The 19,972-nt window shown below is 49.6% G+C and carries 18 protein-coding genes; 14 read left to right on the forward strand and 4 right to left on the reverse strand.

All coding sequences use genetic code 11. From position 1 onward, the window contains the following. The first annotated feature begins 40 nt into the window (after positions 1 to 40). From nirB (MHB78_RS03035) to cobA, 5 genes are all read left to right on the forward strand, one after another. Entirely contained in the window at positions 41 to 2,335 is a 2,295-nt protein-coding gene (nirB, locus tag MHB78_RS03035; protein WP_046131616.1) for a nitrite reductase large subunit NirB, read from the forward strand. Position 2,336: 1 nt separating this feature from the next. Continuing rightward, positions 2,337 to 4,496 carry a nitrate reductase gene (locus MHB78_RS03040; RefSeq protein WP_046131615.1) on the forward strand — a complete coding sequence of 720 codons (2,160 nt, stop codon included), beginning with the start codon at positions 2,337 to 2,339 and terminating at the stop codon, positions 4,494 to 4,496. A 113-nt stretch (positions 4,497 to 4,609) separates the two neighbouring features. Then, complete coding sequence (gene nirB / locus MHB78_RS03045) at positions 4,610 to 7,030, forward strand: nitrite reductase large subunit NirB (RefSeq protein WP_046131614.1); 2,421 nt, start codon at positions 4,610 to 4,612, stop codon at positions 7,028 to 7,030. Positions 7,031 to 7,063: 33 nt separating this feature from the next. After that, positions 7,064 to 7,384, forward strand: coding sequence for a nitrite reductase small subunit NirD (nirD, locus tag MHB78_RS03050; RefSeq protein WP_046131613.1), 321 nt, complete (start codon positions 7,064 to 7,066; stop codon positions 7,382 to 7,384). Positions 7,385 to 7,474: 90 nt separating this feature from the next. After that, complete coding sequence (gene cobA / locus MHB78_RS03055) at positions 7,475 to 8,929, forward strand: uroporphyrinogen-III C-methyltransferase (protein ID WP_046131612.1); 1,455 nt, start codon at positions 7,475 to 7,477, stop codon at positions 8,927 to 8,929. 33 nt (positions 8,930 to 8,962) lie between these two features. Here cobA and MHB78_RS03060 read toward each other — a convergent pair whose 3' ends face one another. Beyond that, on the reverse strand, positions 8,963 to 9,361 hold the full coding sequence (locus MHB78_RS03060) for a MerR family transcriptional regulator (protein WP_046131611.1): 399 nt from the start codon (positions 9,359 to 9,361) through the stop codon (positions 8,963 to 8,965). A 76-nt stretch (positions 9,362 to 9,437) separates the two neighbouring features. Between MHB78_RS03060 and MHB78_RS03065 the strand changes: the two genes are divergently transcribed. Next, entirely contained in the window at positions 9,438 to 9,812 is a 375-nt protein-coding gene (locus MHB78_RS03065; protein ID WP_046131610.1) for a carboxymuconolactone decarboxylase family protein, read from the forward strand. Between the two features lie 39 nt (positions 9,813 to 9,851). On the opposite strand, the gene MHB78_RS03070 is transcribed toward MHB78_RS03065, so the two are convergent. Then, positions 9,852 to 10,250, reverse strand: a complete 399-nt coding sequence (locus tag MHB78_RS03070) for a VOC family protein (RefSeq protein ID WP_046131609.1) — start codon at positions 10,248 to 10,250, stop codon at positions 9,852 to 9,854. 88 nt (positions 10,251 to 10,338) lie between these two features. Between MHB78_RS03070 and MHB78_RS03075 the strand changes: the two genes are divergently transcribed. Then, entirely contained in the window at positions 10,339 to 10,737 is a 399-nt protein-coding gene (locus MHB78_RS03075) for a 3-hydroxyacyl-ACP dehydratase FabZ family protein (RefSeq protein WP_046131608.1), read from the forward strand. Between the two features lie 68 nt (positions 10,738 to 10,805). Here the strand turns inward: MHB78_RS03075 and MHB78_RS03080 are convergent. Next, positions 10,806 to 12,361 (reverse strand): IS3 family transposase gene (locus MHB78_RS03080; protein ID WP_231947364.1). Its coding sequence is split into 2 segments (ribosomal slippage): positions 10,806 to 11,704 and positions 11,704 to 12,361, totalling 1,557 coding nucleotides; the frame shifts between segments, so codons are not numbered across the junction. 82 nt (positions 12,362 to 12,443) lie between these two features. Continuing rightward, positions 12,444 to 13,160 (reverse strand): YrpD family protein, encoded by a 717-nt coding sequence (locus MHB78_RS03085; RefSeq protein WP_128747912.1) that lies wholly within the window; start codon positions 13,158 to 13,160, stop codon positions 12,444 to 12,446. A 314-nt stretch (positions 13,161 to 13,474) separates the two neighbouring features. Between MHB78_RS03085 and MHB78_RS03090 the strand changes: the two genes are divergently transcribed. From MHB78_RS03090 to MHB78_RS03120, 7 genes are all read left to right on the forward strand, one after another. After that, positions 13,475 to 14,230: a Cof-type HAD-IIB family hydrolase gene (locus tag MHB78_RS03090; RefSeq protein WP_046130254.1), complete on the forward strand. Its 756-nt coding sequence runs from the start codon at positions 13,475 to 13,477 to the stop codon at positions 14,228 to 14,230. Between the two features lie 288 nt (positions 14,231 to 14,518). Further along, positions 14,519 to 15,280: a 5-oxoprolinase subunit PxpA gene (gene pxpA / locus MHB78_RS03095; RefSeq protein ID WP_046130228.1), complete on the forward strand. Its 762-nt coding sequence runs from the start codon at positions 14,519 to 14,521 to the stop codon at positions 15,278 to 15,280. 24 nt (positions 15,281 to 15,304) lie between these two features. Beyond that, complete coding sequence (locus tag MHB78_RS03100; RefSeq protein WP_046130229.1) at positions 15,305 to 16,516, forward strand: NRAMP family divalent metal transporter; 1,212 nt, start codon at positions 15,305 to 15,307, stop codon at positions 16,514 to 16,516. A 4-nt stretch (positions 16,517 to 16,520) separates the two neighbouring features. Continuing rightward, positions 16,521 to 17,312, forward strand: a complete 792-nt coding sequence (locus tag MHB78_RS03105) for a putative hydro-lyase (protein WP_269082036.1) — start codon at positions 16,521 to 16,523, stop codon at positions 17,310 to 17,312. A 101-nt stretch (positions 17,313 to 17,413) separates the two neighbouring features. Further along, positions 17,414 to 18,124: a 5-oxoprolinase subunit PxpB gene (pxpB, locus tag MHB78_RS03110; protein ID WP_046130256.1), complete on the forward strand. Its 711-nt coding sequence runs from the start codon at positions 17,414 to 17,416 to the stop codon at positions 18,122 to 18,124. Next, entirely contained in the window at positions 18,121 to 19,134 is a 1,014-nt protein-coding gene (locus tag MHB78_RS03115; RefSeq protein ID WP_046130230.1) for a biotin-dependent carboxyltransferase family protein, read from the forward strand. Before pxpB ends, MHB78_RS03115 begins: the two co-directional genes overlap by 4 nt. A gap of 21 nt (positions 19,135 to 19,155) precedes the next feature. Further along, the gene (locus tag MHB78_RS03120; protein WP_046130231.1) at positions 19,156 to 19,905 is read left to right on the forward strand and encodes an IclR family transcriptional regulator; all 750 of its coding nucleotides are present in this window, start codon (positions 19,156 to 19,158) and stop codon (positions 19,903 to 19,905) included. Positions 19,906 to 19,972: the final 67 nt, after the last annotated feature.

A 19,972-nucleotide genomic window follows, 5' to 3' on the forward strand; every position in this document is an offset into this window, starting at 1 on the left:
AATAATGATAGCGTAGCTGCTGCAAAGGGGAGGGGAGAATATGGGGAAACAAAAGCTGATTTTAATAGGAAACGGCATGGCTGGAGTCCGTACGATAGAAGAGATTGTAAAGCATGCGGGAGATGCGTTTCAAATCGCCGTCATCGGCAGCGAACCCCATCCGAATTACAATCGTATGTTGTTATCTTCCGTCCTGCAGGGTGACGCAAGTTTAAAAGATATTACGCTTAACAGCCGCACATGGTATGAAGAGCACGGGATCGCTCTTTATGCGGGGGAAACGGCTGTCAAGATCGATACGGATAGACGGACGGTGTCAACGGACAAAAAACGTGAAGTCGCTTATGACAAGCTGATTATCGCAACGGGGTCCTCGCCGTTTATCCTTCCGGTTCCAGGGGCGGACAAAGAAGGGGTATACGGTTTTCGTACGATAGAAGATTGCCGGGCGTTCATAGATGCCGCCGGGCGTTTTCGCAAAGCTGCGGTCATCGGCGGGGGAATCCTCGGTCTGGAGGCGGCAAAAGGCCTGGTGAATCTCGGAATGGAGGTTTCCGTGATCCATCATTCTTCCTGTATTATGCAGAACCAGCTTGATCGGACGGCTTCCTCCATGCTGCAGCGCGACCTTGAACGGCAGGGCATTCACTTTTTTTTGGAAAAAGACACAGAAGCCGTTTTGGGGACATCACGGGCTACGGGGCTGCGGTTCAAAGACGGGGCGGAGCTTGAGGCAGATCTGATTGTCATGGCCGCCGGCGTCAGGCCGAACATCGGGCTTGCAAAAGCGGGCGGGCTTGATGTGAACCGCGCGATCATTGTCAACGGCTATATGGAGACAAACGTCCCGGATGTGTATGCCGTCGGGGAATGCGCCGAACATAACGGAGTCGTGTACGGGCTGATCAAGCCGTTATATGAGCAGGGACAGGTGCTGGCCAGGCACATTTGCGGCCTGGAATGCGAACCGTACCGTGGATCGGTTCAGTCGGCAACGCTGAAAATAGCGGGAATCGATTTGTTTTCAGCGGGACAAATCAAAGACGATGATACAACAACGACGATTCGGCTTGTTGACGAATCGGCGGGAATTTATAAAAAAGCGGTCTTTCAGGATGATCAGATGGCCGGCGTGATTTTATACGGGGATACAAGAAACAAGCAGAAGCTTTTGGACAGCATCATCAAGAAAAGGGATATCACGGTTGTGAAAAAAAACTTCTTTCAATCGGGCGGAGAAAGCACCGTCAGTTCGATGCCGCTTGGCGAAACGGTCTGCCAGTGCCATGCGGTGTCAAAAGGGGCGATCATCGAAGCCGTCAAATCGCACGATTTAAAAACGGCTGGCGATGTGAAACGCTGTACAAAAGCCTCCGGCTCCTGCGGGGGATGCAGGCCGCTCATCGAAGAGCTGCTGATCCATGCCGCTGAACACGAATATGAAGAGCCCGCGGGCGCACAAGCGATGTGCTCATGCACTTCATTAACGGAAGACGAAGTCGTCGAACAAATCCAGATGAGACAGCTTTCTTCCGTTCAAGACGTCATGTCGCAATTGGGGTGGAAGACCGGAAGCGGGTGCTCCGTATGCATGCCGGCGATTCATTACTATTTAAGGATGATCAAACCGGGTGTGACAGCGGACGAACCGTTGTTGCATGAAGACGGCGGCTGCACAATCGTTCCGCAAACGTACGGAGGGCTGATAAAAGCTGATGAGCTGAGGACAGTTGCCGATGCGATTGAAAAATACGGCATACCGCACGCCGTTTTGACGCATGGCCAGCGGTTGAAGATCCCGGGAATTGGGCAAAGCGTCAGCGAAGAGCTGCAAATGCCGATCTGCGCCGTTCACAAGCATACGGTCGGTCCGGTCAAAACGTGCGCGTGCACAAACCCTGATTACGTTCAGGCCATCGCAGTCGAGCTGGAGAAAGAAACGGAAGCCCTCATCATGCCGGCCAAGACCTCTATCGCTATTTCTGCCTGCACGGATGACTGCGTCTATTGTACTGTGCACGATATCGGAGTCTTAAAGGCGGGCAGGGGCTGGGAGCTTTACGCCGGCGGACGCGGCGGGCAAAACGCCCGGGCGGGAGAGTTGTTTTCCGTGGCTGAGACGCTTAAGGAAGCCGGAGAATATATCAAAGGCTTTCTTCAATACTACCGCGAGACAGCAAATTACCTTGAAAAGGTCGGGCAGTGGATCGAACGCGCCGGAATCATTCATATCAGGGAGGTTTTATTTGACAACGATCTCCGCGGGCAGCTGTTGGAACGGCTTGAAAAAGAGCGGAGGCTGCTTGTGCAAGAAACGATAAAAGGGCTGATGTAATGTGACAGAACTGCTGCTGAAATACTTTCGAACAAAGCAAAAAGAAGTACAATCCGAGAAAACGTATGACACGCAATGTCCATTTTGCAGCATGCAATGCAAAATGCAGCTGATCGAACAAACGATTGTCACGAGAAAGAAGTATACGGCTGTCGGAAAAGATAATCCGGCGACAAAAGGCCGCTTGTGCATGAAAGGGATGAATGCCCATCAGCATGCGCTTCATTCAGAGCGAATCACGCATCCGCTCTTGAAAAAAAACGGTCAATTTGTCCGCGTATCCTGGGATGAGGCGCTTCGGTTCATCAAAGAACGGGTGATGAGCATCCAGGGAGAAAACGGCCATGACGCAGTGGCGGTTTACGGGAGCGCGTCGATCACAAACGAGGAAGCCTATCTGCTCGGGAAATTCGCCCGCGTCGCTCTGAAAACGAAGCACATTGACTACAACGGACGGCTTTGCATGTCGGCTGCAGCCGCAGCGGCCAACCAAACCTTTGGGATGGACCGCGGGTTTACAAACTCGCTTACAGAGATTCCGTATACAAGGGTGATCATGCTTGCGGGAACAAACATCGCCGAATGCCAGCCGACGATGATGCCGTACTTTGAAAAGGCTAAGGAAAACGGCGCCTACATCATCGTGATTGACCCGCGTGAAACGGCGACGGCGAACATCGCCGATCTCCACTTGAAGCTAAAGCCCGGAACAGATGCCGCCCTTGCAAACGGCATGCTGAAAATCATCATCGAAGAGCGGCTGACAGATGAAGCTTTCATCAAACAGCGGGCTGAGGGCTTTGAAGACGTCAAGCGCCATGTCGCTTCACTTAGCCTTGAAGAAATTTCCGGGCAGACAGGCGTGCCGATTGAACAGATGCGAAAAGCCGCCGTCAAATTCGCCAAGGAAGAAACGGGGATGCTGTTTACTGCGAGAGGCGTCGAGCAGCAGACGGACGGGACAGCAGCTGTCAGAAATTTACTGAATATTCTAATATCGGTCGGAAAAATCGGAAAGTTCGCCTGCGGGTACGGGGCGATCACAGGCCAGGGAAACGGACAGGGAGCAAGAGAGCACGGCCAGAAAGCCGATCAGCTTCCGGGGTACCGGTCGATCGAAAACGAAAGGGACCGCGCCTATATCGCGGATGTCTGGGGAATTGCGGAAGAGGAGCTTCCGAAAAAAGGCGTTTCCGCCTATGAAATGATCAAGAAGGTTCATGAAGGGGAGATTGCCGGGATGTTTCTGATGTGCTCAAACCCTGCCGTTTCCAACCCGAACGCCGATTTTGTCAAAGCGGCTTTAAAAAAATTGAAATTTTTTGCAGTGATCGATTTGTTTATATCAGAAACGGCAAGGCATGCCGACGTCATTTTGCCGGCGTCATCGTACCTTGAAGATGAAGGTACGATGACGAACGTGGAAGGCAGGGTTACTCTAAGGGAAGCGTCAAGACCGTGCCCGGGTGAAGCGCGGCACGACTGGAAAATCATCTGCGATATTGCAGACGTGCTCGGCAAAGGCCGTTTTTTCCGATACGAATCTGCAGAGGAGATTTTTCAAGAGCTGAGGAAAGCAAGCCGCGGGGGAATCGCCGATTATTCCGGAATTACGTATGAGCGCCTCAGAAAGGAAGGCGGCATTTTGTGGCCGTGCCCCGAAACGGAGCATCCGGGAACAGAGCGTTTGTTTGAAACGGAATTCGCCCACCCGGATCAAAAAGCGAAAATGTGCGTCGTCCCCAATGAGCCGGCTGTCAAAAAAGACCGCCCGACAGAAGAATATCCGCTGTATTTAACGACGGGGAGAGTGATGCCGCACTATTTAACAGGCGTCCAGACAAGGAGGAGCGCTTCACTTGCGGCGCGTCATTTTGAATCATTTGTGGAAATCCATCCGAATACGGCTGCAAAGTATCAGATTGCAGACCGCGTCCTGGTCAAAATCGAATCGAAAAGGGGGAGCATCATCGTCAGAAGCAAATGGTCCGAGTCGATCAGGCCGGACACCGTTTTCGTTCCGATGCATTGGGCGGATTCGCAAAGTGTGAACAGCCTCATTGCCGAAGACTTGGATCCCTCCTGCAAAATGCCGGGTTTTAAGGTGTGTGCAGTCCGCATAAGCCCCTTTGATGACAAAATTGTGAATAAATTGTCATAAAGTGTCATAAAAAGTTTACAAAATTAAATATATTTTGTGATAACTTGAAACATGTAAAATAAATACATCTTTTGAGCGAGTTTGTAAATCTCTTTGAAAAGGGGAGGATCATAGTGGAAAAAAAGCAGCTAGTCCTTGTAGGGAACGGAATGGCCGGGGTAAGGGCCATTGAAGAAATACTTAAAGTGTCAGACGAACAGTTCCAGATCACGATTTTCGGAAAAGAACCGCATCCGAATTACAACCGGATTCTTCTTTCCAAAGTGCTGCAAGGTGATACGGACATTCAAGACATTACATTGAACGATTGGAACTGGTATGAAGAAAACGGCATTCAGCTTTATACGGGTGAAGAAGTCGTCAAAGTCGACCCGGAAAACAAAACGGTGACGACGGACTCAGGAAGGATTCAGCCGTATGATGAGCTGATATTGGCGACAGGTTCTCTCCCTTTTATTCTGCCGCTGCCCGGCGCTGACAAAGAAGGCGTCACAGGTTTTCGCGACATCAAGGATACGGATGTGATGCTCGAAGCTTCCAAAACGTATAAAAAAGCGGCCGTCATCGGCGGCGGACTGCTCGGGCTGGAAGCCGCGCGCGGACTTCTCAACCTCGGGATGGACGTCAGCGTCATCCACCTTGCTCCGTACTTGATGGAGCGCCAGCTTGACGCGACGGCTGGCCGTCTTCTGCAAAAAGAGCTCGAAAAGCAGGGCATGAAATTCTTTCTTGAAAAGCAGACGGAAGAAATTTTCGGAAACGAACGTGTAGAAGGTTTAAAATTCAAAGACGGCACAACGCTGGACGCCGATCTGGTCGTCATGGCCGTCGGAATCAAGCCGAACGTTCAGCTTGGCAAAGACTGCGGCCTTCCGGTGAACAGGGGCATCATCGTTGATGATTACATGCAGACGGAAAATCCTCACATTTACGCTGTCGGCGAATGCGCCGAGCACAGGGGAATCGCATACGGGCTTGTCGCGCCTCTTTATGAACAGGCGAAGGTGCTTGCGAAGAAAATTTGCGGCATAGAGACGAAGCCGTATGAAGGCTCTGTTTTATCGACCCAATTAAAGGTTTCGGGCGTTGAGGTCTTTTCTGCAGGCGACTTTAACGAAGATGACGACGAAGGCAAAAAAGCGATCAAAGTGTTTGATGATCAGGACGGGATCTATAAAAAGGTCGTTCTTCGCGGCAACCAGGTGATCGGCGCCGTATTGTTCGGCGACAGCAGCGACGGCAACAGATTGTTCTCCATGATACAAAAAGGGGCGGACATCACGGAAACGTCGAAAGTGTCAATCCTGCAGCCTTTGAATCAGGAGGAAGGCATGAGCATTACGGCCGCGATGAGCGACGATGAGATCGTGTGCGGATGCAACGGCGTCTCAAAAGGCATGATCATTCAGGCGATCAAAGAGCAGGGCTGTACCTCAACCGATGAAATCAAGGCGTGTACGGGAGCTTCCCGTTCTTGCGGAGGCTGTAAACCGCTCGTTGCGGAAATCCTCCAGCATACGCTCGGATCCGAATTTGACGCATCAGCGCAAAAAGAAGCAATCTGCGGCTGCACCGACCTTTCAAGAGATGAAGTGGTCGCCGAAATCAGGGAAAAAGGCCTCACGCATACGAGAGAAGTCATGAATGTGCTCGGCTGGAAAACGGAGGAAGGCTGTTCAAAATGCCGTCCGGCTCTCAACTACTATCTCGGCATGATCAACCCGAAAGAATACCATGATGAAAGGGAATCGCGCTTTGTAAACGAACGGATGCATGCCAACATTCAAAAAGACGGCACATATTCCGTCGTACCGCGGATGTACGGAGGCGTCACCAATGCAAACGATCTGCGCCGCATTGCCGATGTCGTCGACAAATACGAGATTCCTCTTGTGAAAATGACGGGAGGTCAGCGGATCGACCTGATCGGCGTCAAAAAAGAAGACCTTCCGAAAGTTTGGGAAGACCTCGACATGCCGTCCGGCTTCGCTTACGGCAAAACGCTCAGAACGGTCAAAACGTGCGTTGGCGAACAATTCTGCCGCTTCGGTACACAGGATTCGATGGCTCTCGGAATCGAGCTTGAGAAAAAATTCGAAGGGCTTTACGCACCTCATAAAATCAAAATGGCAGTTTCTGCATGTCCGAGAAACTGCGCTGAATCAGGCATTAAAGACGTCGGCATCGTCGGCATTGACGGAGGCTGGGAAATCTATGTCGGCGGAAACGGCGGTACGCATCTGCGCGCCGGAGATCTTTTGATGAAAGTAAAAACGAAGGAAGAAGTTTTCGAAGTGACGGGAGCCTACCTTCAATATTACAGGGAAACGGCCAACTATTTAGAACGCACTTCCGCATGGCTTGAACGGGTCGGCTTGTCCCACGTCCAATCCGTATTGAACGATGAAACGAAGCGCAAAGAATTGAATGAACGCATGGATGAAGCGCTGTCTGTCCACAAAGATCCGTGGAGGAACTTTTTGGAAGACGAAAAGACAACAAAGCAATTGTTTGAAAGTGTTGTTACATCTTAAGGCAAGCGGAAACCATTTTGAGGAGGAATTCACATGGTGAACAAAGATTTGACAAAGGTCTTCGTCGCGAAAATCGGCGATCTGCCGGATCGGCTGGGAAAGACAGTGATGGTCGACGATAAGGAAATTGCGGTATTCAAGCTTTCGAACGGCGGGGTCCGCGCGGTTGAAAACCGCTGCCCCCACAAAGGGGGCGTGCTTGCCGAAGGAATGGTAAGCGGCGAATTCGTATTTTGCCCGATGCACGATTGGAAAATCAGCCTTGTAGACGGAAAAGTACAAGAGCCTGATACAGGCTGCATCAAAACCTATGAAACGGTGGTTGACGGGGAAGACCTGTTTATCGTTTATTGAGAGCTTCATGGGATCACTTTCGCGTGATCCTCTTCATTTTATAAACCGCTAAGGCATTCACAGAATCGGCAGATGGAAGGATGACAGTTGATGGGGAATGGAAAAGTATTTTTTGTAGGGGCCGGACCGGGAGACTCGGGACTCATTACGCTGAAAGGGAAAGCATTGATTGAGAAAGCGGATGTCATTTTGTATGACAGGCTGGTCAATGCCCGGCTGCTTGAACATGCGAAAGATTCGTGCGAATTCATCTATTGCGGGAAGCTGCCAAACCGGCATTACATGAAACAGGATGAAATCAATGCATTTCTGATCGAGAAAGGCTTAAAAGGCCTCACTGTCGTCCGGCTCAAAGGGGGAGATCCGAGCGTATTCGGCAGAGTCGGGGAAGAAGCCGCCGCCATCAGCGAATACGGCATCCCGTATGAAATGGTGCCCGGCATTACTTCCGGAATCGCGGCGCCCCTTTACGCCGGGCTGCCGGTGACCCACCGCGATTTTGCTTCATCTTTTGCCGTGATCACAGCCCACGATAAATCAGGCAAACCTGATATGGACTGGGAGGGGCTTGCCAGAAGCGTTCAAACCCTCGTATTTTATATGGGCATCAAAAATCTCGCCTATATATCAGAGCAGCTGATCAAACACGGCAAATCTCCCCTCGTCCCCGTTATGGTCATCCAATGGGGCACATGGGGCAGGCAGCGGAGCGTAAAAGGGACGCTTCAGGATATCCGGCAAAAAGTAGCGGAGCATCATATCAAAAATCCCGCGATCATCGTCATCGGGAATATCGTGTCTTTCCGGCGCCGCAGCTGGTTTGAGGATAAGCCGCTGATCGGGTGGAACATCCTTGCCGTTCAAAGCGGGGAAAAAAGCCTGCCGGCAGACGAGCTGAGGGAAAAAGGCGCTCAAGTCATTGAATGGCCAAAGTGGAAACCGCTAAAATCGATTCCGGATGATGCGCTGTTAAAGCGGATCGAAACCTTTGACAGCGTGCTGTTCACGTCGAGGAGATCAGCGGATGAGTTTTTCAGCCGTCTCGCATTCCTGAAGGTTGACATTAGAGATGTACGGGGCAAGCTCTATGCTTCCGATCCTTCTGTAAAAGAAGCGCTTGAGGAGCGGGGATTTGCGGCCTTTTTGCAGCAAGACGCGCAGCTTTCAGGTTCGTGCCTGATCGTCGGCTGCCGCCGGGCGGTACAAAACAAACCGCATCCGCAATGCGAAATATTTACGACGCACGACCAAACGATCGATACCCGTTTTACGGCGATCATAAAACGCGAAATCCAAGAGTTTCCCATCGATACGATCTTGTTTTCTACGAGAGAGTGTGTCGAACTGTTTATGAAAGAGGCTGAAAGCATCGGCATGTCTCCCGAAGCGGCAGCACATCGCATTCGCGCCGTCTGCCTCAGCAAAGAGGCGGAAAAAGCGGCAAAAGACAGCGGATTCCGGCATGTTCATACTTCGGGAAAGAATATGCCGCTTGAAGTCTCTTTAAAAGAATTTGAATATGATGAAGTTTTACAGAGCCGATGAGCAGAAAAAGCAGGGGCATGCCCCCTGCTTTTTTCATCTGTTTGGATTTCCTGATCCTGAATCTGCTGCTTTCACAAGAGATTCGTAATAATCGATTTTGTCATCGATCTTTTCTAAATTGGCTTGCAGTTTGCCGATATCCTCCGCGATTTTACGGCGGTGGGTTTTCAGCATGTCCCTCCGTTTTTCGGCTGTTTCATTTCCTTGGCTGCGCAGGGATGAAAATGTCTTCATGTTTTCGATCGACATTCCCGTTTCCCGCAGGCGAAGCAAAAAATGAATCCAGGCAATATCGGACTCTGTATATTCGCGGTACCCGTTTTGGTCGCGCCGAATTTCTGGAAGAAGGCCGATTTTTTCATAATATCGCAGCGTGTGGGCCGAAAGCTTTGTCAATTGTGCGGTCTGTTGAATAGTAAATGTTTTATCCATATTCCCTATTATACTAAAAAAAGCTTGCCTTAGAGCGCGCTCTAACGTGTAGGATTCATTTCAGGGAGGGATCAATATGGATCAAGAAAGATACACGCGCGGATTTGAAAATTTACGCGCCATTGATGGAGAAGGCGGAAGGAAGGTAATCGATTCGTTGAAGGACATAGCGCCTGATCTTGGACGATATATTGTCGAATTCGCATTCGGAGATATTTATTCGAGGGAGGGCTTGACTCTGAAAGAACGCGAGCTGATCACGATTTCTGCTTTGACCGCTCAAGGGGGCTGTGAAGCGCAGCTTCATGTCCATATCAATGCGGGGCTGAATGTCGGGCTGACGCCTCTGCAAATAACGGAGACGATGCTGCAGTGCGTTCCTTATACAGGATTTCCGCGTGTATTGAACGCGGTGAACGTTGCAAAACGGGTGTTTCAGGAGCAGCATTGACGGATAGAGAGCTGACGTTCTGTTTTTGAAAACAGAACGTCAGCTTTTCGGCATTTGGTAGTTCAGCAGCCATTTTACGCCATATTTGTCCGTTACATTGGCGTGAAGCGCGCCCCAAAACGTTTTTTGCAGTTCGAGGGATGCTTGTCCTCCGCTTTTCAGCGCTTCGTATGCCCGGCGGATTTCTTCCTCGCTTTCACACTCTAACGTGACACTGACATGGTCACCTTTTGTCACTTTTCCAAAAACGTCAGAAAAATGGATGACGCTGTCCCCGAGATGAAGTTCGGCGTGCAGATATTTTCCTTCGTGTCCTTTGAACGACTCGATTCCGTCGGCCAGCTGAACGTTTTGAACTTCTCCGCCGAGGGCGTCCTGATAAAATGCGATGGCTTCTTCACAGCCGTCTATAAAGAGATAGGGGTTTGCACTTTTCAATGTAGTCTCCTCCTTTTGACTTAGTATACCCGAAATCGTGGGAGAATGGGAGAATATACAGTATAATGAGATAAAAAGGATGATGACTGTGAATATGACTGCGCTTCCGCACCGGTACCCCTTTTTATTCGTAGACCGCATCGTTGAAAATCAGCCGGGGAAATCGGCGAAAGGATATAAACTAATATCGGAAAATGACTGGTACATCACGGAAACGCAAAAGGAGATGCCGTTTTCGATCGTCATTGAAGCACTGGCCCAGACCGCCGCTTTCACAGCCTTGACGGAAGGCGCGGAAATCGGCTTTCTTTCTTCTGTAAAAAAGGCGGAATGCTTCGGCCGGGCGGTTCCGGGCGACAAGCTTGACCTTGATTTTGAAGTGCTCCGCTATAAGCGCGGATTTTTATTCGGGAAAGGGCTGGCATCTGTGAACGGCCAAAAGGTTGCAGAAGCCGAGCTGGGGATTTATATGGAGAGCGGAAAATAACAAGGAAAGGCCGCCGGGTATTGTGATCTGCACCCTGTCAAGTAGACAGTGGAAATAACTCAAACACACTAGACGGCTTTAGCCCTGTATTCCACTGGGCTGAGGCCGTTTAGTTTTTCTTGTAGACGATCGTGGTTGTAAAAGTGGATATATTCATCAATTGCGCTTTGAAGTGCCTCAAATGTCTCGTACGAATTCCGTCTGTATTTCTCGCATTTTAATTTCCCCCAAAACGACTCAATGGGGCCGTTATCAATACAGCGGCCGACGCGGGACATACTCTGTGTCATATTTGCGTTTTCAATCATCCTTCTAAACTGGTGGGACGTGTATTGAAAACCTCTGTCGCTGTGAAGGAGAGGACGTGCGTTTGGGGCTGCCTCAAGCGCTTGGTTCAAGGTTTTAAACACAAGGGCGTTATTATTGGATTTCCCCAGCACATAAGACACGACCATTCCCTCATGAAGATCTAAAATGGCACTGAGGTACGCTTTCCGATGGCCGTATTTTAGCTCTGTCACATCAGTCACCCATTTTTGATTTGGTTTGTCCGCTTTAAACTCTCGATTCAGGATATTTTCGGACACATGTTGAGGCGTCGCTTTGCCGTAACGTTTTTTCTTCCGCCGAATGACACACTCCAGCTTGGCAATTTTCATCAGCCGATAGATGCGCTTATGATTGAGGCGCTCTTTAAAGCGGCGGTTCATGTTTAAGGTCATTCTGCGGTATCCGTAGATACCGCCAATTTGTTCGTGAAGTAGCGCCATTTTGGCGATAATCTTTTCATTCTGTTTTTCTCTCGCTGAAGGTACTCGGCTCCTCCATTTGTAATACCCCTGGCGCGAAACTTCGGCAATCTCACATAACATTTGGACAGAAAAGCCTTCTTTTCGATTCAGCTCTAAAATGGCGAGATATCGATCTTCGTACCGAACCTGACTTAGAACCGCCTCCTTTTGATCTCTTCCAACTTTTTTAAGAACGCATTCTCTGCGCGCAAACGCTCATTTTCCTGTTCCAGCCGTTTGTTTTCCCGTTGAATTTTTTCTTCAGGTGTCAGTTCTTCTTCGGTTTTGCGTTTCCCTCGGTTGTCTTTTAAGGCCTCTTCTCCGCCTTCTTGATACTTTTTCACCCATTGATACACCTGTTGGTAGGAGACTTGATGAATCTCCATTGATCTGGCGTAGTCCTTTCCATGAGCTAGACAATCCTTCGCAATCTCAATCCGTTCTTCCAATGAAACGTTCTTCCGTTTGGTCATCAAACGATTCCTTCCTCTCCCGCTGTCTTTTAACGTTTTATGACCATTATAAAGCTCAACCCACTTCATGAGTACGGATTTACTGGAAATCTTATATTTTCTCGAGATTTCTCTTTGAGAGTAGCGTCCGGATAAGAAGTCTTTCACGGCATTGTATTTTAATTCTGCGGGATAGAACTTATGGCGCTTTGAACGTTCCAAACTCTCCACACCCGCCATATCATGCGATGTTCTCCATTCACGAATCGTTTCGGCATGAATGCCATATTTTTCTGCGATCTCCTTCACCGAATTATTGCCCTGATCACATTCTGATAGAATATTCAATTTTTCTTCTTTTGAAAACCATTTTCCAGCCATGAAAAAACTCCCCCAAGGCAAACAGATTTTTTTATTTCATCTGTCTACCTTTAGGGGAGCATATCATTGCCGGCGGCTTTTTTTATTTTTTGACAGAGATCGTGACGTTGTTTCCGGAAGGGACAACCGTTGCAAAGTCCTGCGTATCCACGACAGGCGTGACCGCTTTATTGTCGATTGTTATGCCGTTAAAAGCGGCTGAAAAGTTGGCTCTGATGGCATCGCGCTGACTTTCAGACGATACCGCGGCAGTGGCAAGCGTTTTCCATCTTAAAAGAGTGCTGATGTTCGTTCCTTGAATTTCCATAATGATGCGGCCGGTATAACCGTCATTGTTCGTTCCCCAGAAGGTTGCACGCGTATTGCCGTTCAAATTTTTATAAATCGTCATTTGCACCGTGCTTCCGGGGCGAAAGCCTTTCGTATATGTGAATTGCTCTTTTCCTTCGATATACATTTCCTCATTTTTTGAACCGACTTTCATGAGCGGCTTCCAGACCTTGTAGGTGGTGCTGTATTGAAGGCCGATATCCGACTCGGTTCCGTTTTTCGCGCTGAAGCCTGAATAAATATAAGCAGTCGCGTTTGCAACTTCAATATTGCTCGGAAGCTGGATCTTAGCCGTGAAAATAGAGCCTGTACTGTTCAAATAAGCGCGCCCGCCGATCCCCTTAGGTAGCTTTGAAGCCGCTTCTGCCACTTGAGCGCCTGCACCGGGAAGACCCGGAATGCCCGATGAAAATGTACCAAAAAGAACTGCTGCACTTGCCGCACTTGCCATCAACCATTTTTTCAACAAAAATCCCTCTTTTCATATGGAATCATTATACTCTCGACAATAATTATACCGATTTTTGGAATAGGAGGATAAAGATGAAATGACAAAATATTTACAAAATGGCATTTTCAAGTATGAAATAATGTTTTAATCTTCATGTTGGTGATCTGAACTGCCGCTATTGCTCGGTTTCTTCTTAAAATGGCAGCCTGACAATCGTGCAAAAAGAATGCGATCATATATTATGAGAGAGGCTTTTGTCGCGATTTCTTTGTCCCGGGCGATTTTTATATTAGAATATAAGGAGCCTAAAAAAAGTGGAGGTATCTTATATCGTGGCAGTCAGTCAAAAAGATCGAATAGATGTAAAGCTTGTTGCATTGGATATGGACGGGACGCTGTTGAATGATGAACAGACCATTTCGGAAGAAAATCGGAAAGCGATAAAAGAAGCCGAGGCAAAAGGGGTTTATGTCGTGCTCAGCACCGGACGCACGCTGATGACGTGCCGTGAATTCGCGGAATCGCTGAAGCTGTCTTCTTTCCTGATCACGGCAAACGGAAGCGAAATCTGGGATTCCTCCTTTCAGCTGGTCGAACGACAGCTGCTTCATCCTGATCATGTGAAAATGATGTGGGAGTTAAGGAATCTGCATAATACCGATTTTTGGGCGGCGAGCGTTGATAAAGTATGGAGAGGCGAATTTCCCGAAGATATCCATTCGTATGAATGGCTGAAATTCGGGTTTGACATTCCGGATGACGAGGTGAGGAACCGGGTATTGGAGGAGCTGAAAAAGAACAAAGAGCTCGAAGTCACCAATTCCAGCCCGACGAACATCGAAGTCAATGCGATCGGCATCAATAAAGCGGCGGCTTTGGCAAAAGTGTCCGAGCGCCTCGGCTTTACAATGGAGAATGTGATGGCGGTCGGCGACAGCTTAAATGACATCGCCATGATTAAAGAGGCAGGGCTGGGCGTAGCAATGGGCAATGCCCAGGATATCGTCAAAGAGACGGCGGACTGGATTACGGATACAAATACAGAGCATGGCGTCGCGAAAGCGATCAGGCATTGGGTGCTGAGATAACAATAAAAAAGAGCCGAAACGGCTCTTTTTTTATTGAGCATGTTAAAAAAACGAATTCCGTATAAAATAAGCAAACACGCCGGAAGAAACGGTTCTTCGGACGGAATGATGCGTAGTAAAAACGATTTATTTTATGTGAGCTTTTCTGACAATGTGATGCCAAGAAAGCTAATCCCTGTTATAATCAAATTATGTTTGATTATTCGGAATTAACGTTCCGAAAATCGGAACAAAAAAGGGGAAAAACAACATTTCGACGAATTGTGCGAATCAATAGGGGGGGATTTGATGAATCATGTTGATCTGAACTGCGATTTGGGAGAAAGCTTCGGCGCCTATCAAATCGGTTTGGACAAAGATATTCTGGCGTTTGTCACATCGGCTAACATCGCTTGCGGATTTCATGCCGGAGATCCAAGCGTGATGAGGAAAACCGTCGCAATGGCGGCGGAAAAAGGCGTTCAAATCGGCGCGCACCCCGGACTTCCGGATTTAGCCGGATTCGGCCGGCGCAATATGGCGATCACGCCTCAGGAAGCTTATGATCTCGTCGTTTATCAAATTGGCGCGCTCTTTGGATTTTTAAAAGCGGAAGGCGTCAAAATGCAGCATGTAAAACCTCACGGAGCGCTATACAATATGGCGGCAAAAAGCAGAGAATTAGCGGATGCGATTGCTCAAGCGGTATACAATACAGATTCTGAGCTGATCCTGTTCGGCCTGGCGGGGAGCGAGCTCGTCCGAGCCGGGGAAAGAGCCGGCCTGAAAACCGCTCATGAAGTGTTCGCCGACCGTACATACCAGGAAGACGGGACGCTGACTCCGCGTACGCAGGGTGATGCGCTGATTCAAGATGATGATGAAGCCGTCAGCCAGGTGATCCGGATGGTTAAGGAAGGGAAAGTCCGCAGCCGCCAGGGAACCGATATCAGTCTCAAAGCCGATACGGTATGCATCCACGGCGACGGGGCACACGCCCTGCAATTTGCGAAAAAGATCCGCAAAGAGCTCGAACAGGCGGACATTACAATTAAAGCTTTTTCAACATGATGATGGCAGAAGGAGGAATGCGAATTGGAGCAAAATAAAAAAACAAAATCAGCTTCAAGCAACTGGACATTATTATTAGGTGCGGCCTTTTTGATGGCCACATCTGCAATCGGACCCGGATTTTTGACGCAAACGACGGTATTTACGCAAAGCTTGGCCGCAAGCTTCGGTTTTGTCATTTTAATTTCTGTTATTTTAGATATTATCGCACAAACGAATGTATGGAGAATTATCGCAGCTTCTGAAAAAAGGGGACAGGAAATCGCCAACCTCGTCTTTCCGGGCCTCGGCTATTTTGTAGCGGTCCTCGTCGTTTTGGGCGGACTGGCCTTCAATATCGGGAACATCGGCGGCGCCGGACTCGGGCTGCAGGTTTTATTCGGTGTTTCTCCGCAGACAGGGGCGCTCATCAGCGCTGTCATCGCGATTTTGATTTTTGTGATTAAAGAAGCCGGAAAAGCGATGGACCGATTTACTTTAATCGCTGGTGCCGTGATGATCCTGCTGACCGTCTATGTAGCCGTTACGACAAACCCGCCGGTCGGAGAGGCGCTTGTGAAAACGGTAGTTCCGGATCATATCGACATCCTTTCGATTGTGACGCTTGTCGGCGGAACTGTCGGAGGCTATATCACATTTGCCGGAGGACACCGTCTCCTTGATGCAGGCGTCAAAGGAAAGGATTCGATTCCTCAAGTAACGAAAAGCTCTATTTCCGGTATTTTAATTACTACGGTTATGAGGATTGCACTCTTTTTGGCCGTTCTCGGCGTCGTATCAAAGGGACTGCAAATCAACCCTGACAATCCGCCTGCTTCAGTTTTTCAGCTTGCCGCGGGAAATATCGGCTATAAAATGTTCGGGATCGTCATGTGGGCGGCCGCCGTTACATCAGTTGTCGGGGCAGCTTATACCTCTGTATCCTTTTTTAAAACATTTTCGCCTAAAATTGAAAAAAATTCGCGCACCATTATCATCGGGTTTATTGTCATTTCCACGCTTTGTTTTGTAACGATCGGAAAACCCGTCAACCTGCTGGTGCTTGCCGGAGCTTTGAACGGTTTGATTTTGCCGATCGCACTCGGCGCCCTTTTAATCGGCGCTTATAAAAAAGACATTGTCGGAGATTACAGACATCCGATTTGGCTTACGGTTCCCGGGATTATCGTCGTGATCATCATGGCGGTTATGGGCGGCTTTACGCTGGTCACTGAAATTCCAAAATTATGGGGATGATCAATTGAAACATTTACAAATGATGCAGCCTGAAGAAATCCGCGGCTTGATCCGTACAGGCAAGCTTTCAGAACCGACGGCCGGCATGGCCGGAGGCTACACCCAGGCCAATTTGGTTATTTTAAAAAAGGAGCTGGCGTTTGAATTTCTTCTGTTTTGCCAGCGGAATCAAAAGCCGTGCCCGATACTCGATGTGACCGAACCGGGTTCTCCCGTTCCGTCCATCGTTGCGCCCGGCGCCGATATCCGGACCGATTTTCCAAGATACCGCGTCTACAGGCGGGGCGAACTGACGGATGAGGTGACAGATATCACGTCCTTATGGGAGGATGACATGGTCGGTTTTTTGATCGGCTGCAGCTTTACGTTTGAACAAGCTTTACTCAATAACGGAATTCCTGTCAGACACATTGAAGAAAACCGAAATGTTCCGATGTATCAAACGAATATTCCTTGTGTCAAAGCCGGGCGGTTTCAAGGACCGATGGTCGTCAGCATGAGACCGGTTCCGGAAGAACAGACGGTGCGGGCCGTTCAGGTCACATCAAGGTTTCCCGCCGTCCACGGCGGTCCGGTCCATATCGGAAACCCTGAAGCCATAGGCATCAAAAACATTGCACATCCTGACTTCGGCGATGCGGTGACGATCAAAGAAGGGGAAGTTCCGGTGTTTTGGGCATGCGGTGTCACGCCTCAGGCTGTGGCAATGCATGTCAAGCCGGAGCTTGTGATCACGCATGCGCCGGGGCATATGCTGATTACGGATATTCGGGATGAGCAGCTTGGCGTTTTATAACATGTTTGCAATCAATACAGGACGATGCTTCTGTATTGATTTTTGATTTTGGGGAGGAAAGGCAAGGTGATGTAAAATTGAACAATCGATCTGACGTTAAAATGGCACCGCTCGGGGATGCGGCGGTCCTCATCCAGCTTGGAACGGAAATTAATGAACGGACACACCAACTGGTAAGCGCATTAACAAAACATATTGAACATCATCCGTTTCCGGGCTTTATTGAATGTGTACCGGCCTTTACGAGCGTGACTGTTTTTTATCATCCATTTGAAGTCTATCAGCAGATGAAAGGCAGCCCCGCATTCGATTCTCCGTATGAAAAAGTAAAAGCCTTCATTCAAAAATGCCTCGAAGAGATGACCGCCGAGGAAGAAACCGAAAGCCGGACGGTCAAAATCCCCGTATGCTACGGAGGCCGCTTCGGCCCGGATTTGGAGGAAGTGGCCCGGATCAACGGACTGACTCCCGAAGAAGTCATCGACATCCATACAGCGGGGGAATACCTCGTGTATATGCTCGGTTTTGCGCCGGGTTTCCCTTATTTAGGCGGAATGTCTGAAAAAATAGCGTCTCCGCGGCGTTCTTCCCCGCGGACGGCTATTCCGGCCGGTTCTGTGGGAATAGCAGGCATGCAGACCGGCGTTTATCCGCTGTCAACACCGGGCGGCTGGCAGCTTATCGGCAATACGCCTCTTGATCTGTTCAGACCTCACGAACAGCCCCCGACCCTTCTGAGAGCCGGGGATATTGTCAAATTTGTCCGCGTGACGGAAGAAGAGTACGACAGATTAAAGGAGGGAGAATCGTGAGCATAGAAGTGTTGAAGCCCGGTCTTATGACGACGGTTCAGGACCTCGGGCGCACCGGATTTCAAAAATACGGCGTCATCGTCGGCGGAGCGATGGATGCGGACTCGCTGCGCATCGCCAATCTCCTGGCCGGAAACGGCGGGAATGAAGCGGCGCTTGAAGTGACGCTGATGGGGCCGGGGCCGTCTCTCCGCTTTGCCGAAACGACGTTGATAGCGGTGGCGGGAGCTGATTTTTCGCTGATGGTGAATGATGAGGAAGTGCCTCTGTGGCGACCGGTCCTTGTCGAGGAGGGAAGCGTTCTGAACTTCGGAATGACGAAGCGGGGCAGCCGCGCTTATATGGCGGTTGCCGGCGGAATCGACGTCCCGTCCGTCATGGACAGCAAAAGCACGTACGTGAGGGCCGGAATCGGCGGATTTGAAGGAAGAGCGCTGCAAAAAGGCGACTGCTTAACGGCCGGGGAGACCACGCCTTTAGCGGAAAAAATCAGAGAACAGCTTGCATCTAACCGCCAAACCCGCGGATTTGCCGCACCGAACTGGTCCGTCGATCACCGCTATTTTCTCCCGCTGAAGAAGAACCCGGTGATCCGCGTCATCAAAGGCGAACAGTTCGATCAGTTTACAGATGCTTCACAGGAGCGATTGATGTCAGGCACATTCCGCGTGACGGCAAAATCAGACCGGATGGGATATCGTCTTGAAGGGGATCCGCTTGAGTTGAGAAGCCCCCTTGAAATGATTTCTGAAGCCGTATCTTTCGGAACGGTTCAGGTACCCCCTGACGGCAATCCGATTGTTCTGCTTGCAGACAGGCAGACGGCCGGCGGCTATCCGCGAATCGCCCATGTGATTTCTGCCGACCGTTCAGCCGTTACACAGCTAATGCCGGGAGAGCAGCTGCAATTTCAGCCGGTTGCGCTTGAGGAAGCGGAGCGCCTGTTCATTGAAAGAGAGACAAAAATCGTTGAACTTGCTGCCAGAATAAAGCTTGAATACATGGTATGATGTATCTCAGGAGGGGAAGGGATGGAAAGCAAGAATAAAACGGTTGTCAAAGCCATGACTCTGCTCAATCTATTTTTGACGAGGGAAAAGCTCTCGCTCAATGACATGATTGAGCTTACAGGCATGCCGAAAACGTCTGTTTACCGCATGGTCCGTTCGCTTGAAGATATGGGATTTCTTGACAGATATGAAGATGGGATGTATGCGTTGGGGCTGCTGTTTCTGCAGTACGGCCAGCTCGTCTCCGACAGGCTTGATATCCGGAAAATCGCTTTGCCCGTCATGGAAAAACTGCGCGATGAAGTCGATGAAGCCGTCCATTTAATCGTCAGAGAGGGCGATGAAGCGATGTACATAGAAAAAATAGAAGGAACGCATACGGTCCGCCTTTACACGGCAATCGGAAGGCGGTCACCGCTGTATGCAGGAGCCTGTGCAAGGAGCATCCTGACGTTTCTTCCGCGGGAGGAGCGGGACGAGTATATCAGGAAAACCGATTTGGTGCCGATCGCCTCGGGAACGATCCGCGATAAGGACGAGCTTGCACGCGTCCTGGATGAATCGTACCGGAACGGTTATACCGTCAGTCATTCAGAGCTTGAAGACTACACTTCCGCCATCGCTGCGCCGATTTTTAACAATAAACGCCAGATCGTAGCAGGCATCAGCATTGCCGGATTTGAAGCCCGCTTTCAAAACGACCGGCTTCCGTATTTGACGGAAAGAGTCAGACAGGCTGCGCTTGAGATTTCAAGGAAATTGGGTTTTTAAAGAAAAAGCAGTATCCTTTTCACCCGCCTATGAGTACATATATCGTAGCTGCCGCGGCAGATGCGGC

Origin of the sequence: Bacillus sp. FSL K6-0138, from assembly GCF_037982765.1 — a bacterium.
Lineage (GTDB): Bacteria > Bacillota > Bacilli > Bacillales > Bacillaceae > Bacillus > Bacillus glycinifermentans.

Excerpts from the sequence above, each read along its gene's own strand:
- nirB (WP_046131616.1), top strand. The coding sequence starts at position 41 with ATGGGGAAACAAAAGCTGATTTTAATAGGAAACGGCATGGCTGGAGTC.
- nirD (WP_046131613.1), top strand. The coding sequence starts at position 7,064 with ATGGTGAACAAAGATTTGACAAAGGTCTTCGTCGCGAAAATCGGCGAT.
- cobA (WP_046131612.1), top strand. The coding sequence starts at position 7,475 with ATGGGGAATGGAAAAGTATTTTTTGTAGGGGCCGGACCGGGAGACTCG.
- MHB78_RS03060 (WP_046131611.1), bottom strand. The coding sequence starts at position 9,361 with ATGGATAAAACATTTACTATTCAACAGACCGCACAATTGACAAAGCTT.
- MHB78_RS03065 (WP_046131610.1), top strand. The coding sequence starts at position 9,438 with ATGGATCAAGAAAGATACACGCGCGGATTTGAAAATTTACGCGCCATT.
- pxpA (WP_046130228.1), top strand. The coding sequence starts at position 14,519 with ATGAATCATGTTGATCTGAACTGCGATTTGGGAGAAAGCTTCGGCGCC.
- pxpB (WP_046130256.1), top strand. The coding sequence starts at position 17,414 with ATGGCACCGCTCGGGGATGCGGCGGTCCTCATCCAGCTTGGAACGGAA.
- MHB78_RS03120 (WP_046130231.1), top strand. The coding sequence starts at position 19,156 with ATGGAAAGCAAGAATAAAACGGTTGTCAAAGCCATGACTCTGCTCAAT.